Origin of the sequence: Sulfitobacter sp. SK011 (genome assembly GCF_003352065.1) — a bacterium.
Taxonomy (GTDB): Bacteria; Pseudomonadota; Alphaproteobacteria; order Rhodobacterales; family Rhodobacteraceae; genus Sulfitobacter.
Map to the genome: position 1 here is coordinate 3,683,674 of NZ_CP025803.1, position 17,600 is coordinate 3,701,273.

28 protein-coding genes are annotated in these 17,600 nt (G+C 55.2%); 3 read left to right on the forward strand and 25 right to left on the reverse strand.

Annotation, left to right across the window (positions count from 1 at the left end; all coding sequences use genetic code 11):
* The 8 genes from C1J02_RS18085 to rplO all read right to left on the reverse strand — a co-directional run bounded on the left by C1J02_RS18085 (position 1) and on the right by rplO (position 6,872).
* Positions 1–1,374 carry a trypsin-like peptidase domain-containing protein gene (locus C1J02_RS18085; RefSeq protein ID WP_114879811.1) on the reverse strand — a complete coding sequence of 458 codons (1,374 nt, stop codon included), beginning with the start codon at positions 1,372–1,374 and terminating at the stop codon, positions 1–3.
* A 128-nt stretch (positions 1,375–1,502) separates the two neighbouring features.
* A complete protein-coding gene (rplQ, locus tag C1J02_RS18090; protein WP_114879812.1) occupies positions 1,503–1,925 on the reverse strand; it encodes a 50S ribosomal protein L17 in 423 nt (140 codons plus the stop codon).
* A 129-nt stretch (positions 1,926–2,054) separates the two neighbouring features.
* Positions 2,055–3,071, reverse strand: coding sequence for a DNA-directed RNA polymerase subunit alpha (locus tag C1J02_RS18095; RefSeq protein WP_114879813.1), 1,017 nt, complete (start codon positions 3,069–3,071; stop codon positions 2,055–2,057).
* Between the two features lie 114 nt (positions 3,072–3,185).
* Positions 3,186–3,575 carry a 30S ribosomal protein S11 gene (gene rpsK, locus C1J02_RS18100; protein ID WP_114879814.1) on the reverse strand — a complete coding sequence of 130 codons (390 nt, stop codon included), beginning with the start codon at positions 3,573–3,575 and terminating at the stop codon, positions 3,186–3,188.
* A gap of 15 nt (positions 3,576–3,590) precedes the next feature.
* On the reverse strand, positions 3,591–3,959 hold the full coding sequence (gene rpsM / locus C1J02_RS18105) for a 30S ribosomal protein S13 (protein ID WP_114879815.1): 369 nt from the start codon (positions 3,957–3,959) through the stop codon (positions 3,591–3,593).
* A 294-nt stretch (positions 3,960–4,253) separates the two neighbouring features.
* Positions 4,254–4,901, reverse strand: coding sequence for an adenylate kinase (locus C1J02_RS18110; protein ID WP_114879816.1), 648 nt, complete (start codon positions 4,899–4,901; stop codon positions 4,254–4,256).
* Positions 4,898–6,271 carry a preprotein translocase subunit SecY gene (secY, locus tag C1J02_RS18115; RefSeq protein WP_114879817.1) on the reverse strand — a complete coding sequence of 458 codons (1,374 nt, stop codon included), beginning with the start codon at positions 6,269–6,271 and terminating at the stop codon, positions 4,898–4,900. Before secY ends, C1J02_RS18110 begins: the two co-directional genes overlap by 4 nt.
* Before the next feature lie 118 nt (positions 6,272–6,389).
* Positions 6,390–6,872: a 50S ribosomal protein L15 gene (gene rplO / locus C1J02_RS18120; protein WP_114879818.1), complete on the reverse strand. Its 483-nt coding sequence runs from the start codon at positions 6,870–6,872 to the stop codon at positions 6,390–6,392.
* A gap of 175 nt (positions 6,873–7,047) precedes the next feature.
* Here rplO and C1J02_RS18125 point away from each other — a divergent pair, with 175 nt between their 5' ends.
* Positions 7,048–7,953 (forward strand): hypothetical protein, encoded by a 906-nt coding sequence (locus tag C1J02_RS18125; protein WP_114879819.1) that lies wholly within the window; start codon positions 7,048–7,050, stop codon positions 7,951–7,953.
* Positions 7,954–8,044: 91 nt separating this feature from the next.
* Here the strand turns inward: C1J02_RS18125 and rpmD are convergent, their stop codons facing one another.
* From rpmD to rpmC, 11 genes are all read right to left on the reverse strand, one after another.
* Positions 8,045–8,233 (reverse strand): 50S ribosomal protein L30, encoded by a 189-nt coding sequence (gene rpmD, locus C1J02_RS18130; RefSeq protein ID WP_114879820.1) that lies wholly within the window; start codon positions 8,231–8,233, stop codon positions 8,045–8,047.
* A 12-nt stretch (positions 8,234–8,245) separates the two neighbouring features.
* The gene (gene rpsE, locus C1J02_RS18135; protein ID WP_114879821.1) at positions 8,246–8,854 is read right to left on the reverse strand and encodes a 30S ribosomal protein S5; all 609 of its coding nucleotides are present in this window, start codon (positions 8,852–8,854) and stop codon (positions 8,246–8,248) included.
* 138 nt (positions 8,855–8,992) lie between these two features.
* Positions 8,993–9,352: a 50S ribosomal protein L18 gene (gene rplR, locus C1J02_RS18140; protein ID WP_114879822.1), complete on the reverse strand. Its 360-nt coding sequence runs from the start codon at positions 9,350–9,352 to the stop codon at positions 8,993–8,995.
* 11 nt (positions 9,353–9,363) lie between these two features.
* Positions 9,364–9,897: a 50S ribosomal protein L6 gene (gene rplF, locus C1J02_RS18145; protein WP_114879823.1), complete on the reverse strand. Its 534-nt coding sequence runs from the start codon at positions 9,895–9,897 to the stop codon at positions 9,364–9,366.
* A gap of 10 nt (positions 9,898–9,907) precedes the next feature.
* Positions 9,908–10,300, reverse strand: coding sequence for a 30S ribosomal protein S8 (gene rpsH / locus C1J02_RS18150; protein WP_114879824.1), 393 nt, complete (start codon positions 10,298–10,300; stop codon positions 9,908–9,910).
* 13 nt (positions 10,301–10,313) lie between these two features.
* Positions 10,314–10,619 (reverse strand): 30S ribosomal protein S14, encoded by a 306-nt coding sequence (gene rpsN / locus C1J02_RS18155; RefSeq protein ID WP_114879825.1) that lies wholly within the window; start codon positions 10,617–10,619, stop codon positions 10,314–10,316.
* A gap of 15 nt (positions 10,620–10,634) precedes the next feature.
* On the reverse strand, positions 10,635–11,198 hold the full coding sequence (rplE, locus tag C1J02_RS18160) for a 50S ribosomal protein L5 (protein ID WP_114879826.1): 564 nt from the start codon (positions 11,196–11,198) through the stop codon (positions 10,635–10,637).
* The gene (rplX, locus tag C1J02_RS18165) at positions 11,198–11,503 is read right to left on the reverse strand and encodes a 50S ribosomal protein L24 (protein ID WP_114879827.1); all 306 of its coding nucleotides are present in this window, start codon (positions 11,501–11,503) and stop codon (positions 11,198–11,200) included. The genes rplE and rplX overlap by 1 nt, the downstream gene beginning before the upstream one ends.
* Complete coding sequence (gene rplN, locus C1J02_RS18170) at positions 11,503–11,871, reverse strand: 50S ribosomal protein L14 (protein ID WP_013963207.1); 369 nt, start codon at positions 11,869–11,871, stop codon at positions 11,503–11,505. Before rplN ends, rplX begins: the two co-directional genes overlap by 1 nt.
* 69 nt (positions 11,872–11,940) lie before the next feature.
* The gene (gene rpsQ / locus C1J02_RS18175; RefSeq protein ID WP_114879828.1) at positions 11,941–12,180 is read right to left on the reverse strand and encodes a 30S ribosomal protein S17; all 240 of its coding nucleotides are present in this window, start codon (positions 12,178–12,180) and stop codon (positions 11,941–11,943) included.
* 12 nt (positions 12,181–12,192) lie between these two features.
* Entirely contained in the window at positions 12,193–12,399 is a 207-nt protein-coding gene (gene rpmC / locus C1J02_RS18180) for a 50S ribosomal protein L29 (protein ID WP_114880702.1), read from the reverse strand.
* A gap of 200 nt (positions 12,400–12,599) precedes the next feature.
* Between rpmC and C1J02_RS18185 the strand changes: the two genes are divergently transcribed.
* Positions 12,600–13,010 carry a DUF6636 domain-containing protein gene (locus C1J02_RS18185; protein WP_114879829.1) on the forward strand — a complete coding sequence of 137 codons (411 nt, stop codon included), beginning with the start codon at positions 12,600–12,602 and terminating at the stop codon, positions 13,008–13,010.
* Between the two features lie 43 nt (positions 13,011–13,053).
* On the forward strand, positions 13,054–13,674 hold the full coding sequence (locus C1J02_RS18190; RefSeq protein ID WP_114879830.1) for a 2OG-Fe(II) oxygenase family protein: 621 nt from the start codon (positions 13,054–13,056) through the stop codon (positions 13,672–13,674).
* Between the two features lie 298 nt (positions 13,675–13,972).
* Here the strand turns inward: C1J02_RS18190 and C1J02_RS21325 are convergent, their stop codons facing one another.
* From C1J02_RS21325 to rplB, 6 genes are all read right to left on the reverse strand, one after another.
* Positions 13,973–14,152, reverse strand: a complete 180-nt coding sequence (locus C1J02_RS21325; RefSeq protein ID WP_368073789.1) for a hypothetical protein — start codon at positions 14,150–14,152, stop codon at positions 13,973–13,975.
* Positions 14,153–14,752: 600 nt separating this feature from the next.
* A complete protein-coding gene (rplP, locus tag C1J02_RS18200) occupies positions 14,753–15,166 on the reverse strand; it encodes a 50S ribosomal protein L16 (RefSeq protein WP_114879832.1) in 414 nt (137 codons plus the stop codon).
* Positions 15,167–15,177: 11 nt separating this feature from the next.
* Positions 15,178–15,885 carry a 30S ribosomal protein S3 gene (gene rpsC, locus C1J02_RS18205; protein ID WP_114879833.1) on the reverse strand — a complete coding sequence of 236 codons (708 nt, stop codon included), beginning with the start codon at positions 15,883–15,885 and terminating at the stop codon, positions 15,178–15,180.
* The gene (gene rplV / locus C1J02_RS18210) at positions 15,885–16,265 is read right to left on the reverse strand and encodes a 50S ribosomal protein L22 (protein ID WP_114879834.1); all 381 of its coding nucleotides are present in this window, start codon (positions 16,263–16,265) and stop codon (positions 15,885–15,887) included. The genes rpsC and rplV overlap by 1 nt, the downstream gene beginning before the upstream one ends.
* Positions 16,266–16,268: 3 nt before the next feature.
* Complete coding sequence (rpsS, locus tag C1J02_RS18215) at positions 16,269–16,547, reverse strand: 30S ribosomal protein S19 (protein WP_114879835.1); 279 nt, start codon at positions 16,545–16,547, stop codon at positions 16,269–16,271.
* A 3-nt stretch (positions 16,548–16,550) separates the two neighbouring features.
* Positions 16,551–17,393 carry a 50S ribosomal protein L2 gene (gene rplB / locus C1J02_RS18220; protein WP_114879836.1) on the reverse strand — a complete coding sequence of 281 codons (843 nt, stop codon included), beginning with the start codon at positions 17,391–17,393 and terminating at the stop codon, positions 16,551–16,553.
* Positions 17,394–17,600 lie beyond the last annotated feature (207 nt).

Consider the following 17,600-nt stretch of genomic DNA (forward strand, 5'->3'; position numbering starts at 1 on the left):
TCAGACCCGAAACCGCAGGGAAATACGCCGATCACCACGTTGAATCAGCATCTGAACACGCCGCACCTGCCCACTAAGCACAGTTGCAACCTCATCAGGGTGCGTGATCTCAACGCCGTTGACGCTGAGAATAAGATCGCCGGTACCCAGGCCCACGCGCGGCGCAAACGGACCTGCATCCACAACAACGACCCCGGTGGCCTCCAACGGCAAATTCATCTCAGATATCAGTGCCGGATTGACCCGCGCGATGGTCAGACCGGGCAGCATGCTCTGCTCATCCAAGGCCAGTTGCGCACGCGGTGGATCATCAGGTGCTCCGATCAACGCCACCTCGATTTCAGCGGATTGGCCGTCGCGCAGCCGCGCCACTTGGACTGTCTGCCCGGACCCCGCGACACTCATGCGATAGATCATCTCTGCGGGCGTGTTCACCAACTGACCGTCCACAGAGACGATGACATCCCCAACCGCCAGACCCGCAGTCAAGAAGGGGCTCACCGCATGCAGGCCGGACACAATGATGCCGCCAGGCCGATCCAGGCCCAAGGGTCCCGCCATATCCGCATCAACCGGCTGACCATTGATCCCCGCCCAAGGCCGCTCAAACTGCGCAGCACCTGCACGCGCCTGCGCAACAAATGCTGCAACCAGATCGGCAGGGATCGCAAAACCGATGCCATTTGACCCGCCGGATCTGGTCAGGATCGACGTATTTACCCCAATCAAACGCCCCTCGATATCAATCAAGGCACCGCCAGAGTTGCCGGGATTGATCGGCGCGTCGGTCTGTATGAAATACCCAAGTCCGCCATTGCCCGCGGCACCTGACCGCGCCAGACCGGACACAATCCCGCTGCTGACGGTTTGCCCCACACCAAACGGGTTTCCAATCGCCAGCGTCAATTCACCCACCTCAACCCCATCGCTTTCGCGCAGAGGGAGAAAGGGCAAACTCTCGGGTGCGTCAATCTTGAGGATCGCAAGATCCGCATCAGCATCGCTCAAAAGCACCCGCGCGCTGAATTCGCGCCGGTCGTTCAACACCACACGAATATCCGTGGCCATTCCGACCACATGATAATTCGACACGATAATCCCGTCCTCGGACAAGATCACCCCGGACCCAAGAGAATTCTGCACACGCGGCTTTTCCGAGAACGGATCCCGAAAGAACCGCTCAAAAAACGGATCGGATTGCAGCGGCGTGCGCTGGGGTGCGGACATGATCTTGGCATAGATGTTGACGACGGCCGGGGCGGCCTGTTTGACCAACGGCACAAAGCTGAGCTGCATCTGTGCGGCCGATTGCGGGACCTGTTGCGCGGCCAGCGGGGCGGCCATCAAGGCAAGGATCAAAAGTAAATATCTCATAGTCCTGATATGCGCAGCCTTGCGGCGATGCGCAACTCCTCTGCTCAATCTGGTCATGCTTTCGCATCGCACAAAATAAAAAACCCCGCCAATGGCGGGGCTTTACAGTCGCAAAATGCGGCTTGAATTTATTCGTCTGCAGCTGCTTCTTCGGCGGCCACACGGGCTTTGTCGCCGGCGCCTTTGGCGTCGCGGTCACGGTCCACAAATTCGATGATCGCCATCGGGGCCATGTCGCCATAGCGGAAACCGGCCTTGAGCACGCGCACATAACCACCCTGGCGATCTTTGTACCGTGGGCCAAGGATGTCGAACAGTTTGGTAACGTACTGATCTTCTTTCAGTTTTGACGCTGCCTGACGGCGGGCGTGCAAATCACCACGTTTGGCCAGCGTGATCATCTTTTCGATGATCGGGCGCAGTTCTTTGGCCTTGGGCAATGTTGTCTTGATCTGCTCATGTTCGATGAGCGAGCCTGCCATGTTCGCCCAGAGCGCCTTGCGGTGCTCATGTGTGCGGTTCAGGCGGCGGTATCCACGTGCGTGACGCATTTTGTAGTCTCCTAGATGGCCCTCTACGGGCATTTATACTTTGTACCAGCCGTGATGCGTGTCAGCGGCCTTATTGGGGAATTATTCCCGGTCGTGTCGTAAGGTGGGCGCATCGCCCACCTTTGTTGTTTAGAACGAATCCTCGAACTTCTTGGCGAGGTCTTCGATATTGTCCGGTGGCCAGTCCTCGACGTCCATACCAAGGTGCAGACCCATGCCTGACAGCACTTCCTTGATCTCGTTCAGGGACTTGCGGCCAAAGTTCGGCGTGCGCAGCATTTCCGCTTCGGTCTTCTGGATCAGATCGCCGATGTAAACGATGTTGTCGTTCTTGAGGCAGTTTGCCGAACGCACAGACAATTCCAACTCGTCCACTTTCTTCAAGAGCAGCGGGTTGAATTCCAAACCATCGTCATCGTCCTGATGAGACGCTGATTCAGGTTCGTCAAAGTTCACGAAGATACCCAATTGGTCCTGCAGGATACGCGCGGCAAACGCCACGGCGTCATCCGGCGTGATCGACCCATCGGTTTCGACCTTCATCGTCAGTTTGTCATAATCCAGCACCTGACCTTCGCGGGTTGGTTGCACATCATATGACACCTTCTTGACCGGGCTATAGATCGCGTCGATTGGGATCAAACCAATTGGCGCATCCTCTGGCTTGTTCTTTTCAGCCGAAACATAGCCTTTGCCCGTGTTCACGGTCAGTTCCATGTACACGTCCGCGCCGTCATCAAGGTGACAGATCACATGATCACGGTTGAGAATTTCGATGCCAGCGGATTCGCTGATATCGCCAGCCGTGACAACGCCCGGACCTTTGGCCGAAATCGACAGGCGCTTTGGCCCTTCGACTTCCATACGGATGCTGACACCCTTGAGGTTCAGGATGATGTCGGTGACGTCTTCACGCACACCGGCGACGCTTGAGAACTCATGCAGCACGTTGTCGATTTGCACGGACGTGATCGCGGCACCTTGCAGTGACGACATCAGAACGCGACGCAACGCGTTGCCCATGGTCAGACCAAAACCGCGTTCCAGCGGTTCGGCCACAACGGTTGCCTGACGCGCAGGGTCATTGCCCTGTTTGACTTCAAGTTGTGTTGGCTTAATCAATTCAGCCCAATTTTTATGGATCATGCGGTCCCTCCATCCTTGTTTGTGCTTCATGTCCAAAAGACACAAACGCTCGAGGTTTCAAAAAAGCGGTATGGGGCCGAGCAAAACACCCGGCCCCGAATAGAAATATCTCTCTTAGACGCGGCGGCGCTTTGGTGGGCGGCAGCCGTTGTGGGCCATTGGCGTCACATCACGGATCGAGGTGATGTTGAAACCAGCGGCAGCCAAAGCGCGCAATGCGCTCTCACGGCCTGAGCCAGGGCCTTGCACTTCGACCTCCAGCGTTTTCACGCCGTGGTCCGCAGCCTTACGGCCCACATCTTCTGCTGCCATTTGGGCGGCATAGGGTGTCGATTTACGTGACCCCTTGAAACCCATTGTGCCCGCAGAGGACCATGCAATCGCATTGCCCTGAACGTCAGAGATCAGGATTTTTGTGTTGTTAAAGGAAGAGTTCACATGCGCCACACCTGCGGCGATGTTCTTGGAAACCTTCTTCTTAACGCGTGTCTTTTCACGTGCCATTGGTCAGACCCTCCCTTATTTCTTCTTGCCGGCAATGGCCTTAGCGGGGCCTTTGCGGGTGCGAGCATTGGTGTGGGTACGCTGACCACGAACCGGCAGGTTGCGACGGTGGCGCAGGCCACGGTAGCAACCAAGGTCCATCAGACGCTTGATGTTCATCTGGGTGTCACGGCGCAGGTCACCTTCAACGGTGAAGTTTGCGTCGATGTGCTCGCGCACGGCCAGAACTTCGGCATCAGAAAGCTCGTTCACGCGACGTGAACGGTCAATACCAACCGCTTCGCAGATCGCTTCTGCGGAAGAGTTGCCGATACCAGTGATATATGTGAGGGCGATTGGAACCCGCTTTGCAGTCGGGATGTTTACGCCGGCAATACGTGCCACGTGTCATATTCCTTTTCGTTGCGGGTCCGTCATACCAGACCCTTTTTTCACAACATTAGCCCGAGGCGATTAGGCCACCGGGCTTGAGCTGATCAGGTGATCTTGCGATGTCGGGCGCTACCCTCGTCGCAAATTGATTCTCGTTAGAGATAGGGGTGATTAGGAGGTTTTGCACAGGGCGTCAAGGCGCGTTGATCGGGCCGCGCCCAGACGGCGGTCAGGCCCCGGTGCCTTGGGAAAATTTCATGCCGAGAATGAGGTCCGAAGCGGCAAAATGAGACATGCGAACATGCGTTAGCCCTTAAGCGCCGCCGCAATCTCAGCCTGCACCTCTTCGATCTCACCCAGACCGTTCACAGCCTTCAGCAAACCTTTGGCATAGTAGTACCCAATCAGCGGCGAGGTCTGTTTGTAGTAGGCCATCAACCGGATCTTGAGGCTTTCTTCGTTATCATCGGCACGGCGTTTGAATTCGGTGCCGCCGCAGTGGTCACATTTGCCATCAGCGGGGATCGGCTTGGTTTTGTCATTAAAGACCTCACCGCAATTGCCGCAGGTAGACCGCGCGGTAATCCGTTCCACAAGGGCATCATCGTCAACGCGCATCTCAATCACGGCGTCGATCCGTTGCCCTTCAAATTCCATCAAGTCCGCCAATGCGTCGGCTTGCTCCAACGTGCGGGGAAAGCCATCAAAGATGAAACCGTCGTGGGTTGTATCACTTTCCAGCTTCTCTTTGATCAGCCCGATGACAATCTCATCGGTGACCAATTCGCCGCGCGCCATGACACCGGCGACCATCTTGCCCATTTCCGTGCCAGAATCCTTGGCCTCGCGCAGCATGTCGCCAGTGGAAAGCTGGACCATGTTGCGGTTCTCAACCAGATAGCGTGCTTGTGTGCCTTTGCCTGCGCCCGGAGGCCCGAGAAGAATTATGTTCATCGACGTACTGGGCTCCGTTTTTTGCGTGGGCCTTTTTTGCCAGCACCTTTGCCGCGTAACTGCGACCGCTCCAGCAGACCTTCATATTGATGGGCCAACAGGTGACTTTGAACCTGTTGAATCGTGTCCATTGTCACGGATACCACAATCAGCACCGATGTGCCGCCAAAATAAAATGGAATGGCAAACTGCCCGCGCAGGATTTCTGGCAGGATACAAACCGCCGCCAGATAGGCCGCACCTAGAACCAGAACCCGGTTCACCACGTATTCCAGATATTCGGCGGTCTTTTTACCGGGACGGATACCGGGGACAAAGCCGTTTTGGTTCTTGAGGTTTTCGGCAACGTCGTCGGGTTTAAAGCTGACGTTGAACGTATAGAAATACGCAAAGAACACGATCATCGCCACAAAGAACAACAGATAGAGGGGCTGACCGGGGCCAAAGTTCGCCAGAAGCCATGACATAATCGGGCTGGTCGAATTCCCCGAAAAGGTGCTGATGGTGACAGGCAGCAACAGCAAGGATGAGGCAAAGATCGCCGGGATAACGCCCGCAGGGTTCACTTTTACCGGCAGGTGCGAGGCCCCGCCATCATACATCTTCATCCCGACCTGACGACGCGGGTATTGAATGTGGATCTTGCGCTGGGCACGCTCCATGAACACCACGAACATGATGGTGACGATCACCATGACCAGCACCGCGATAATCACCGCCGGGCTGATCGCGCCGGACCGGCCAGAGGCAAAGAACTGTGCAATCGCCGCAGGAACCTCGGCGATGATGCCGACAAAGATGATCAGCGAAATACCGTTGCCAATGCCGCGTGCGGTGATCTGTTCACCCAGCCACATCAGGAACATGGTGCCGCCCACCAGCGTGATCATACAGGCAATGCGGAAATAAAGCCCCGGATCAGCGGCGATATCGCCCGCCTCCAGTGACACGGCCAACCCGTAAGACTGCAACGTCGCCAGCGCCACGGTTCCATAGCGCGTGTACTGGTTGATCTTTTTGCGGCCCTGTTCGCCCTCTTTCTTGATTGCCTCAAGCGAAGGCACCATCGAGGTCAGAAGCTGCACAATGATCGAGGCCGAAATATAGGGCATGATGCCAAGGGCAAAGATACCCATCCGACCCAAAGCGCCACCGGTGAACATGCTGACCATGCCGCCGATGCCCTGACCCGCCTGCTCCATAAAGTCGCGCAGCGCGCCACCGTCGATGCCAGGCACCGGGATAAACGTGCCAAGGCGGTAAACGATCAGCAGGCCGAGGGTAAAGAGGATGCGGTTGCGCAGGTCCGTTGCTTTGCCCAACGCGGACCAGCTGGTGTTGGCGGCCATGTTTTCGACGGCAGATACCATGTGAGGGCTCTTTTCTATAACGAAAATACCGCCCGAACCGTTTTCCGGCAGGCGGCATTAAGGAAAACTTGAAGTTATGTAAGCGGGACGCGGCCCGCTCACAAGCCTTAAGGCCGCTTTACGCGGTTGTTTCGGCCACTTTCGGTGCCGCGACGGTCAGTTTGCCGCCCGCTTTTTCCACCGCTTCGATCGCTGACTTGGATGCGCCAGCAACCTGCAAATCGACTTTGGAGGTGATATCACCCTTGGCCAACACGCGGATACCGTCAAGCTCACGGCGCACGAGGCCGGACGCGACCAATGCCGCGCCGTCGATGGCTTTCTTTGCGTCGAGCTTTTTGGCGTCGATGAATTTCTGGATCAGACCAAGGTTCACCACGGCATAGGATTTGCGGTTCGGCTTGTTAAAGCCACGCTTTGGCAGACGTTGGTAGAGGGGCATTTGGCCGCCTTCGTAGCCATTGATCGCCACACCTGAGCGGGATTTTTGACCTTTGATACCACGGCCACCCATCTTACCGGTGCCGGAGCCTGGGCCACGACCAACGCGCTTGCGTTTCTTGGTGGCACCTTCGTTGTCTGAAAGTTCATGCAGTTTCATGTCGCTTCTCCTTTTGCCGGAAATGCTCCCCAGCGACGGGAGTGAGCAAACGCGGCGTTGATAAATAAGATGGCCGGATTCGGGGCCACTGGGGGCGTATAGGGGATAGCAGGTAGTGCGGCAAGGGTATATCAGTCCACTTGAAGAACCTCTCTGGGCATACTACCGATTGATAATGACCAAGCTCACTACTCATCAAAAACACGCTATCAAAAAGTTTGTCTCTCACCCTCGAGGTATCGGCTATGTATTAGACCACTCTGACACCTCCTTCAGAGACTGGTTCATGCAGCATTGGGCAGTCGACATTGCTAGTGAACGGTACGCCGATCTTGGAACTTCCAAGGGCAATCGACTTGTTTCATTTTGCCTTCAGGCGGAACCGCAGAAAACGCTTCTCGTTTTAGATCAAGTCTTCAATGATGCTAACGAGATTGGCATTCAGGATAGTGAAATTGTAACTCAAACTGATCTTAATGATTTTCTTATCATGGTTGAGGCATTGAGAACCATGGCTGCTAATACCAGCGAAGAGAAGCAACCAAGTTTAGCAGATAAAGTTGTAGCCGGATATGTTTCAGAACATATAGTCAGGGAAAATTCCAAACGGAACGCCACGAGTATAATCATGTTGGCACGAGGCACACTTGAAGCAATAGCCGAATTCCGAGAGCGGATTAGGAAGGATAATTTTCTAGGCGCTGAGAAGCCAGAGCATCGCGAGCGATTGATTGCCTTACTAGATGCGCTTTCAAGAAATCTTGAAATACTCCTGACAATACTTCCTCTCGCGAATGAACCGGATGAGAAAGAACTTAGAAAATTGTCATCTTGGACGGAGCGTTACGTAAATTCTGCGCTTCCAAAACTGCAAGAGTACATTTCGCCAGAAGCACTGGGACATACAACTGCCCCTGCGGGCGTAATACTTTTTTGTGGAGCGATTGGCGCGCTGATAACTGGTTTGAATCCAATAGGTTTTGGAGCAGGCACCATTGCAGGTAAGTTGATCATTGGAGAGATAAAAAGCGGAGCGGCGGCAGACAAATTGCAAAGCCGTTTATCAGATACAGAACATTGAAAACGCCCCGCAGTTTCCTGCGAGGCGCTCAATCTCTGGCACACGGAGTTTTCAAAAACTCCGATCCGATTTCTTCGAAGCGAAGAAATCGTTATCCCTTCTCTTCCACAATCTCAACCATATGGCTGATCTTGTTGATCATGCCGCGCACGGCTGGGGTGTCTTCCAGTTCGCGCACACGGTGCATTTTGTTCAGGCCCAGACCGATCAGTGTCTGTTTCTGTTTGGCGGGGCGGCGGATCGGGGAACCGATCTGTTTGATGACGATTGTTTTAGCCATGATGCTCTCTCCTTACGCGTCTGCTGTCGCAGAAGCGGACGGGCTGTTGTGGGCCAAATCGCTTTGCTCGTCGATTTTGACGTCGGTTTTTGGCAGGATGTCCGCCACCTTCTTGCCGCGACGCTGTGCGACGGAGCGAGGTGAAGATTCCTTGCGCAATCCGTCCATGGTGGCGCGGATCATGTTATACGGGTTTTGCGAACCGATGGACTTGGACACAACGTCCTTAACGCCCAGCATTTCGAAAACGGCACGCATCGGACCACCGGCGATGATCCCGGTACCTTCCGGGGCCGTCCGCATCACAACGCGGCCTGCGCCGTGGCGACCTTCCATGTCGTGGTGCAACGTCCGACCTTCGCGCAGCTGCACGCGGATCATCTGACGCTTGGCCTGCTCTGTGGCTTTGCGAATGGCCTCAGGCACTTCTTTCGCTTTACCTTTGCCAAAGCCGACGCGGCCCTTTTGATCGCCGACCACGACCAAAGCGGCAAAGCCAAAACGCTTACCACCTTTTACGGTCTTGGACACACGGTTGATCGCGACAAGGCGGTCCTGGAACTCAGGCGTCTCATCACGTTGGTTACGGCGGTTGCCGCCACGGTTGTCGTCTCTGGCCATGCTGGCCTCCTTGATCTGCGGGCCTGCGCCCTAACTGTCCAACCGAAGTGCCAATCAGGCCCCGGTCATCGAAGGTGTGCGATAAAGGCACACCCTACGGTGTTGTGTAGGGTGCGCATTCACTGCGCACCGCCGTTCTTATATTTTCAGACCGCCTTCGCGTGCGGCGTCGGCCAGTGCTTTTACCTTGCCGTGGAACAGGAAACCGCCCCGGTCAAAATATGCGCTTTCAACGCCAGCCTTCTTGGCGCGCTCGGCAATTGCCGAACCCACTTTGGTGGCCGCGTCGATGTTGTTTTTGCCCACAACACCAAGTGCTTTTTCAAGCGAGGATGCGGAGGCCAAGGTTGTGCCAGCCACATCGTCGATCAACTGCACGGAGATGTTTTTGTTGGAGCGATGAACGGAAAGGCGCATGCGCCCTGCGTTCACTTTGCGAAGCTTGTTCCGAACGCGCATGCGGCGCTTCAAGAACAACTGTCTTTTGCTGTTTGCCATTGTATGCGTCCTTACTTCTTCTTGCCTTCTTTGCGGAACACGAACTCACCCTTATAGCGGATGCCTTTGCCTTTATAGGGCTCGGGCTTGCGCCATGCGCGGATGTTCGCAGCGACCTGACCAACAAGCTGTTCGTCAATGCCTTCCACAACGATTTCGGTTTGCTTCGGCGCGGTTACAGTCACACCCTCGGGTGCGGTGTAATCCACGTCGTGGCTGAGGCCGAGGTTCAGTTTCAGCGTGTTCCCGGTGATCGCGGCACGATAACCAACACCCTGAATCTCCAGCTCTTTGCGAAAGCCATCTGTGACGCCTGTGACCAGGTTTGCAACCATTGTGCGGCTCATGCCCCACTGCTGGCGCGCGCGCTTGGATTTGCCACGGGGCATCACGGATACGGAATTGTCGTCGACCGTGATCGTGACATCATCCGTTGCTTTGAAAGTGCGGGTTCCCTTGGGACCTTTCACTTCAATGGTCTGGCCGCTCACCGATGCGGTAACACCGCTGGGCAGATCAACCGCTTTTTTACCAATACGAGACATCTTGCTCTCCTTAGAATACGGTGCAGAGCACTTCGCCGCCAACGTTCTGGCTGCGTGCGCTTTGATCCGACATCACACCCTTGGGGGTGGAGACAATCGACACGCCAAGGCCCTGACGGACCACCGGAATGTCATTGACGCCCATATAGACGCGGCGACCGGGCTTTGAGACCCGCTTCAATTCGCGAATAACAGGTTCGCCCTCGTAGTACTTCAGGCTGATTTCGATGGCCGGATGGCCGTCTTTACCAGTTGTTGCTTCGTAGCCACGGATGTAGCCCTCGTCTGCCAGCACGTCCAACACCCATGCACGCAGCTTGGAAGCTGGTGTTTCAACGGTGGATTTGCCGCGCATCGAAGAGTTACGGATGCGTGTCAGCATATCTGCGATAGGATCGTTCATCTGATGCGCTCCTTTACCAGCTTGACTTGACCATGCCGGGGATTTGGCCAGCAGAGCCAAGATCCCGCAGCGCGATCCGCGAAATTTTCAGTTTACGGTAGTAAGCGTGCGGACGGCCTGTCAGCTGGCAACGGTTGTGCAAACGCACAGCAGAAGAGTTGCGGGGCAGTTTCGCCAGCGCGAGGGAGGCGCGAAAACGCTCTTCCATCGGCTTTTCCTGGTCGCTTACAATCGCCTTCAAGGCAGCACGCTTTTCGGCGTACTTCTTGACCAGTGCTTCACGCTTTTTCTCGCGTGCGATCATAGATTTCTTAGCCATGTCTAATCCTTCCGCTTACGAATTGAAGGGCATGTTGAAAGCTTTCAACAGCGCCTTGGCTTCGTCGTCGGTTTTCGCCGTTGTGGCGATCACGATATCCATTCCCCAATTTTCGTCGATTTTATCAAAATCGATTTCAGGGAACACGAGGTGCTCTTTGAGGCCCATGGCATAGTTGCCACGCCCGTCAAAAGACTTGCCCGATACGCCGCGAAAGTCGCGGATACGGGGCATTGCAACCGTGATCAGACGATCCAGGAATTCGTACATGCGATCGCCGCGCAGGGTCACTTTCGCGCCCATCGGCATCTCTTCACGTACACGGAAACCAGCGATAGATTTCTTGGCGATGGTCGTCATGGCTTTTTGGCCCGCGATCAGCGTCAGGTCTTCTTGCGCGGATTTGGCTTTCTTGCTGTCACGGACAGCAGCAGCACCACAGCCGATGTTCAGAACGATCTTGTCCAAGCGCGGAATTTGCATCCCGTTCTTGTAACCAAACTGTTCTTTCATCGCGGCGCGGATGGTGTCGTTGTAAACGCCCTTCAACCGAGGCGTATATGTTGCGTTATCAAGCATCAGATCACATCCCCTGTTGTCTTGGCGAAACGGACTTTCTTGTCGCCGTCCATTTTGAAACCCACGCGGCTTGCTTTGCCATTGGCATCTGCAATTGCGAGGTTGCTCAGGTCAATCGGCATCGCCTTGGGGATGCGGCCCCCCTGGCTTTCTTGTGATTGACGTGTGGCGCGGATGGAAATGTTGATGCCGTCCACGATGGCTTTGTTCGACTTTGGGTCAACAGACGTAATGCTGCCTGTCTTGCCTTTGTCTTTACCAGCCAACACGATGACCTTGTCACCTTTGCGAAGTTTAGCAGCCATTACAGCACCTCCGGCGCAAGCGAGATGATCTTCATGAAGTTTTTCGCACGCAACTCACGAACAACCGGGCCAAAGATACGTGTACCGATGGGTTCGTTGTTGTTGTTGAGAATAACGGCGGCGTTGCGGTCGAAACGGATGGCGGTGCCATCGTCACGACGTACTTCTTTGGCGGTGCGAACAACGACGGCCTTGCGGACGTCGCCTTTTTTCACACGACCGCGAGGGATGGCTTCCTTGACCGACACGACAATAATGTCGCCGACGGATGCGTATTTACGCTTGGAACCACCCAGTACCTTGATGCACTGAACTCGGCGCGCGCCTGAGTTGTCAGCAACATCCAGGTTGGTCTGCATCTGGATCATTTGGTTTCTCCCGACCTTTGGGGCGCGATGCGTGCGTGGTCCCCAGGGTTTCGATTAAGTGGGCGTGGTTCAGACCTCAGCGGCTTGCAACACTTCCCAACGTTTGGTTTTCGACTTTGGTGCACATTCGATGATGCGAACTGAATCGCCCACTTTGAATGTGTTGTTCTCATCGTGGGCCCGGTATTTCTTGGACTTACGAATGGTCTTCTTCAGAACCGGGTGCGTAAAGCGGCGTTCTACGGATACGGTAACTGTCTGGGCGTTGGCGTCCGAAGTAACGGTGCCTGTTAGGATACGCTTGGGCATTTCTCAGGCTCCTTATTCTTCGGATGCTGCAGCGGCAGCTTTTTGGTTCAACACGGTGTGCACACGGGCCACGTCACGCTTGACGGTGCGCAGACGTGCAGGGTTTTCCAACTGGCCTGTGGCCTGCTGAAAACGCAGGTTGAACGATTCTTTTTTCAGGTTCACAAGTTCGTCGCGGAGCTGGTCCGGCGTCTTGTCATGCAGTTCGCTGGCTTTCATTGCCATCTTCCTTTTCAACATCACCGGAGGGCCGCAAAAGCGTGACCCTGATTCCCGGTGGAGTGGGGTGAAGTGCGCCGTATAGGGGGGTTTCATGGCCCGCGCAACCCCCTGCGCAGGGCGATGACCGCAACTCAAGACAGATCGGCGCAATTACGTTATTCTACACGTTCGAACACCGATTTTGATAGGAGCTCATTATGTCCATCCGCCTGTTCTGCGCACTCGCATTTATTTCGTCCCCTGTCCATGCGGATGTCTGGAGCTTCAACACCCCGTCGGGGAACATCGAATGTATCGTAGGCGAAGATTTCGAAGGCTCCGACATCGAGTGCACGATCTACAAACGCAGCGCGCCTGCAAAGGTCGCCGCGCTGGCCGGTTGCCCACTGAGCCGTGGAATCACGTTTTCGATGAACGACATCGGCGGCGTGCGCGGCGCATGTGCCCCGGCGGGTGCGCGCCCAACCGGTACGCAAGGCGTCGCCGAATACAATGTAGAAGGCAAATTCGGTGGCTTTACCTGTTACTCCGCAACGTCCGGGCTGCAATGTCGTAACGAGAGCGGCCATGGGTTTCACCTTTCGCGGGCCAATCAAACGGCGTTTTGATCCAGCCTATCGCATCGGCGGTTCGGATCAGGTATGAAACGTCATGTCTGATATCAAATCGCTCTTTGCCACCCGCCTCTATCACGCCGCTCTGTCAGAACAGGGCAATCCGATTGACGCGGAGGAATTGGAGGATTCATGCTTGTCTGTTGCCGAAGATGACGAGGCCGGACAGAACTGGTGCGCGGAAAACGACTTTCCGGGCTACACCTCTTACGCGTCCCTGACCGACCTGCCCTGGCGCTTTCCGATCTTCAAGGACCTGAAAAAGGTACTGGATAAACATGTAAAGGTATTTGCCAGGGATCTGGCCTTTGATCTGGATGGCAAAAAGTTGAAGCTTGAGGACCTGTGGATCAACATCCTGCCTCAGGGCGGCATCCACACGGCGCACATCCATCCCCATTCGGTGATTTCCGGCACAACCTATGTGGCCATGCCCGAAGGTGCCAGCGCGATCAAGTTTGAGGACCCCCGACTGGCCATGATGATGGCCGCGCCCGCGCGGGTGAAAGATGCGCGCGAGGAAATGCGGACGTTTATGTATATCGCGCCGCAGGTCGGCGATGTGTTGTTGTGGGAAAGCTGGTTAAGGCACGAGGTGCCTATGAACTTGGTAGATGAGGACCGGGTGTCGGTGAGCTTTAATTATAGGTGGGGGTGAGCGACTGGATCGCGAACAGTCCAAACTCTTAGGAATCTTACCTATCTCTGCTTCTTCTTCCGACGTCTTCCGCGACGCTTTTTCCCATTTGGTTCGCTCTTTGCCCGTTAGTTTCTGTTTGGCCCCAGATTTTCAGGGACGGAATTATTCTTGACGTGTTTGGCTTCGCCGCACTTGTCGATGAACTGCTGGATCAGGTCGGCGTCTGTGGTGGGATTAGAAACATCTTTCTAGATGTGGCCCGTGGTGGGGCTTGTTGGGTAGAAGGTAGGGTGATTGGATATATCAGTCGATAGAGTTACTGGCGAACTAGGCGATCTTTAAACCAATTTCGGATTTCTTCAAAATCCAGCTGCCCGCTCGCTATGTCCACTACAAGATCGTCAATTGGCTCGTCATCCAGAATATCAAGTCGGTAACCGCTTCGTTCCACCAAGATTTCAACAAGTACCCACGCCGTTCTCTTGTTTCCATCAATGAAGCCGTGATGCTAACCACACTGTGTAGCAATGCAGCCGCCGTTGACGAGATCGGCAAATGAAAGCCAGAATAAGGGCGCGCAATGGCAGACTGAATGAGGTGCAGACTGGAAATCCCCTCTCTTCCTCCATATGTCAATGCTTCGTCATGCGCAGTTAGCGCGTCAGCCAAAGTCAGACGATAATGGCGCCTCGCGATCTGCTAGCCGTTTCAAAGCGGAACTGCGTCAACTTGAAACCTCCTTGATCTTTGCCGAAGACTTTGGGCTCTTTTTGAAAGTTCCTGAACTGGTACCTACAGCAACAAATCTTCCTGTCTTCGCGCTGCGGGCGATCCATCCACCCTTCACTGTTATTGTTTGGTGCTTGCTGGCATTTTGAACTCGCTCTCAACTGAAAGCTTACTTTCACCACATATCAGGATTGTCACCCAATAACGCAATATTGCGGTGCTAAATTCTTCAAATAAGAAACCCCCGCCGCTTGCGCGACGGAGGTTTCACTTAAACTCTACCGGTGTGTGTTCTCATCGCCTTTTGTGAAGAACAAAAGACGACTGCCACACACGCGTCAGCCCCAGCATTGCTGGGGCGACGGGATTACCAATCTTCGCGTACAACAACCCGTGTCTTGATTGGCAGCTTCATCGCCGCCAGACGCAGGGCTTCACGTGCGATATCGTCGTTCACGCCGTCGATTTCGAACATCACCCGGCCCGGTTTGACCCGGCAGGCCCAGAAATCGACAGAACCTTTACCTTTACCCATACGGACTTCGGTTGGTTTTGACGTCACTGGCAGATCCGGGAAAATCCGGATCCAGACGCGGCCCTGGCGCTTCATGTGGCGCGTCATGGCACGACGGGCGGCTTCGATCTGGCGTGCTGTAACACGCTCAGGCTCGGTTGCCTTGAGACCATAGGTGCCAAAGTTCAGGTCAGACCCGCCCTTTGCCAGACCCTTGATCTTGCCTTTGTGTTGCTTGCGGAATTTCGTCCGTTTTGGCTGTAGCATCTATCTACTCCTTAACGCCGACCGCCGGCACCGCGAGGTGCTGGGCCGTCTTGAAGTTCCTGTGCCTTACGATCACGCGCGGCGGGATCATGTTCCATGATCTCACCCTTGAAGATCCACGTCTTGATGCCGATGATGCCATAAGCAGTCATCGCCTCAACATGGGCGTAATCAATGTCGGCACGCAATGTGTGCAACGGCACGCGACCTTCACGGTACCATTCGGTCCGCGCAATCTCTGCGCCGCCCAAACGACCGGCTAGGTTCACACGGATGCCCAAAGACCCCATGCGCATGGCGTTCTGCACGGCGCGTTTCATGGCGCGGCGGAAAGACACCCGGCGTTCCAATTGCTGTGCAATGCTTTCACCAACCAATGCCGCGTCCAGCTCTGGCTTGCGAACCTCAACGATGTTGAGGTGCAGGTCAGACTTGGTGATCTTGGCGATCTTCTGACGCAGACCTTCGATGTCTGCCCCTTTCTTGCCAATGATCACACCGGGGCGTGCGGTGTGGATTGTGACGCGGCACTTTTTGTGCGGACGTTCAATGATCACACGGCTGATGCCCGCTTGCTTGCATTCTTCTTTGACGAAGGCGCGGATGGCGAGGTCTTCGAGCAGAAGGTCACCATAGTCCTTCGTGTCGGCGTACCAGCGGCTGTCCCAGGTGCGGTTGACCTGAAGGCGCATGCCGATCGGGTTTACTTTGTTACCCATTATGCTTGCTCCTCAACTTGACGCACGACGATTGTAATCTCTGAGAACGGCTTGATGATCTTGCCGAAACGGCCACGCGCACGCGGGCGACCGCGCTTCATGATCAGGTTCTTGCCAACATAAGCTTCGGCAACGACCAGTTCATCAACGTCGAGGTTGTGGTTGTTTTCGCCGTTTGCAATCGCGGACTGAAGACACTTCTTCACATCTGCTGCGATCCGCTTTTTCGAGAAGGTGAGGTCCGTCAGGGCCTTGTCCACTTTCTTGCCACGGATCAATGCGGCGACGAGGTTCAGTTTCTGCGGCGACGTCCGCAACATGCGCAGTTTTGCACGTGCTTCATTGTCTGCCACGCGGCGGGGATTTTTATCCTTGCTCATGGCTTATTTCCGCTTCGCTTTTTTGTCGGCGGCATGACCGTAGTAAGTCCGTGTTGGTGAATATTCACCAAACTTCTGACCAATCATGTCTTCGCTGACGTTTACAGGGATGTGCTTGTGACCATTGTACACACCGAACGTCAGGCCAACAAACTGTGGCAGGATCGTTGAACGGCGCGACCAGATTTTGATCACTTCGCTGCGACCGCTTTCGCGGGAGGCTTCGGCCTTTTTGAGGACATAAGAGTCAACAAAAGGACCTTTCCATACTGAACGAGACATAAATTAACGCCCCTTCTTCTTGGCGTGGCGTGACCGGATAATCAGTGCACTTGACGCTTTTTTCTTGTTCCGGGTTTTTGCACCCTTAGTCGGCTTGCCCCAAGGCGTAACCGGATGACGACCACCAGATGTCCGGCCTTCACCACCACCGTGCGGGTGGTCGATCGGGTTCATCACGACACCACGTACAGAGGGGCGGATGCCCTTGTGACGCATGCGGCCCGCTTTACCGTAGTTCTGGTTGGAGTTGTCGGGGTTAGACACGGCACCAACGGTGGCCATACATTCCTGACGCACCAAGCGCAGTTCACCTGATGACAGGCGGATCTGAGCGTAGCCACCATCACGACCCACAAACTGGGCATAGGTACCAGCCGCACGCGCGATTTGACCACCCTTGCCGGGCTTCATCTCGATGTTGTGGATGATGGTACCAATTGGCATGCCTGAGAACGGCATCGCGTTGCCGGGCTTGATGTCTGCCTTGGCGCTTGCGATCACCTTGTCCCCAACAGCCAGACGCTGCGGTGCGAGGATATAGGCCTGTTCGCCATCTTCGTATTGAATGAGCGCGATAAACGCGGTCCGGTTCGGGTCATATTCGATCCGAGCGACAACAGCGGACATGTCCAGCTTGTTACGCTTGAAATCAACGATACGGTAAAGGCGCTTTGCACCCCCACCTTTGCGACGCATTGTGATCCGTCCGGTGTTGTTCCGTCCGCCGTGTTTTGAAAGTCCCTCAGTGAGGGCCTTGACAGGGCGACCTTTCCAAAGCTCCGAACGGTCAATCAGTACCAGCCCACGCTGGCCCGGCGTCGTCGGTTTGTACGACTTGAGTGCCATGTTGTCTGTCTTCCGTTTTGCTTGTCAGCCGCGCATGGCGGCTATGGTTTATAGGCCCCCGTAGGTGCCCGGTTTGGATGTTCTTGATCGTCAGAAAAAACCTGACGGAGAACAACAACGAAGCCCCGGACGAATCCGGGGCCTTGCCGATGCGTCCGTCTAGGGGATGAGGGATGTGGGGTCAAGAGCAGCCCGCGGGATAATCGA

Coding starts and splice junctions, on each gene's coding strand:
- C1J02_RS18085 (WP_114879811.1), bottom strand. CDS start 1,374: ATGAGATATTTACTTTTGATCCTTGCCTTGATGGCCGCCCCGCTGGCC.
- rplQ (WP_114879812.1), bottom strand. CDS start 1,925: ATGCGTCACGCACGTGGATACCGCCGCCTGAACCGCACACATGAGCAC.
- C1J02_RS18095 (WP_114879813.1), bottom strand. CDS start 3,071: ATGATCCATAAAAATTGGGCTGAATTGATTAAGCCAACACAACTTGAA.
- rpsK (WP_114879814.1), bottom strand. CDS start 3,575: ATGGCACGTGAAAAGACACGCGTTAAGAAGAAGGTTTCCAAGAACATC.
- C1J02_RS18110 (WP_114879816.1), bottom strand. CDS start 4,901: ATGAACATAATTCTTCTCGGGCCTCCGGGCGCAGGCAAAGGCACACAA.
- secY (WP_114879817.1), bottom strand. CDS start 6,271: ATGGTATCTGCCGTCGAAAACATGGCCGCCAACACCAGCTGGTCCGCG.
- rplO (WP_114879818.1), bottom strand. CDS start 6,872: ATGAAACTGCATGAACTTTCAGACAACGAAGGTGCCACCAAGAAACGC.
- C1J02_RS18125 (WP_114879819.1), top strand. CDS start 7,048: ATGACCAAGCTCACTACTCATCAAAAACACGCTATCAAAAAGTTTGTC.
- rpmD (WP_114879820.1), bottom strand. CDS start 8,233: ATGGCTAAAACAATCGTCATCAAACAGATCGGTTCCCCGATCCGCCGC.
- rpsE (WP_114879821.1), bottom strand. CDS start 8,854: ATGGCCAGAGACGACAACCGTGGCGGCAACCGCCGTAACCAACGTGAT.
- rplR (WP_114879822.1), bottom strand. CDS start 9,352: ATGGCAAACAGCAAAAGACAGTTGTTCTTGAAGCGCCGCATGCGCGTT.
- rplF (WP_114879823.1), bottom strand. CDS start 9,897: ATGTCTCGTATTGGTAAAAAAGCGGTTGATCTGCCCAGCGGTGTTACC.
- rpsH (WP_114879824.1), bottom strand. CDS start 10,300: ATGAACGATCCTATCGCAGATATGCTGACACGCATCCGTAACTCTTCG.
- rpsN (WP_114879825.1), bottom strand. CDS start 10,619: ATGGCTAAGAAATCTATGATCGCACGCGAGAAAAAGCGTGAAGCACTG.
- rplE (WP_114879826.1), bottom strand. CDS start 11,198: ATGCTTGATAACGCAACATATACGCCTCGGTTGAAGGGCGTTTACAAC.
- rplX (WP_114879827.1), bottom strand. CDS start 11,503: ATGGCTGCTAAACTTCGCAAAGGTGACAAGGTCATCGTGTTGGCTGGT.
- rplN (WP_013963207.1), bottom strand. CDS start 11,871: ATGATCCAGATGCAGACCAACCTGGATGTTGCTGACAACTCAGGCGCG.
- rpsQ (WP_114879828.1), bottom strand. CDS start 12,180: ATGCCCAAGCGTATCCTAACAGGCACCGTTACTTCGGACGCCAACGCC.
- rpmC (WP_114880702.1), bottom strand. CDS start 12,399: ATGAAAGCCAGCGAACTGCATGACAAGACGCCGGACCAGCTCCGCGAC.
- C1J02_RS18185 (WP_114879829.1), top strand. CDS start 12,600: ATGTCCATCCGCCTGTTCTGCGCACTCGCATTTATTTCGTCCCCTGTC.
- C1J02_RS18190 (WP_114879830.1), top strand. CDS start 13,054: ATGTCTGATATCAAATCGCTCTTTGCCACCCGCCTCTATCACGCCGCT.
- rplP (WP_114879832.1), bottom strand. CDS start 15,166: ATGCTACAGCCAAAACGGACGAAATTCCGCAAGCAACACAAAGGCAAG.
- rpsC (WP_114879833.1), bottom strand. CDS start 15,885: ATGGGTAACAAAGTAAACCCGATCGGCATGCGCCTTCAGGTCAACCGC.
- rplV (WP_114879834.1), bottom strand. CDS start 16,265: ATGAGCAAGGATAAAAATCCCCGCCGCGTGGCAGACAATGAAGCACGT.
- rpsS (WP_114879835.1), bottom strand. CDS start 16,547: ATGTCTCGTTCAGTATGGAAAGGTCCTTTTGTTGACTCTTATGTCCTC.
- rplB (WP_114879836.1), bottom strand. CDS start 17,393: ATGGCACTCAAGTCGTACAAACCGACGACGCCGGGCCAGCGTGGGCTG.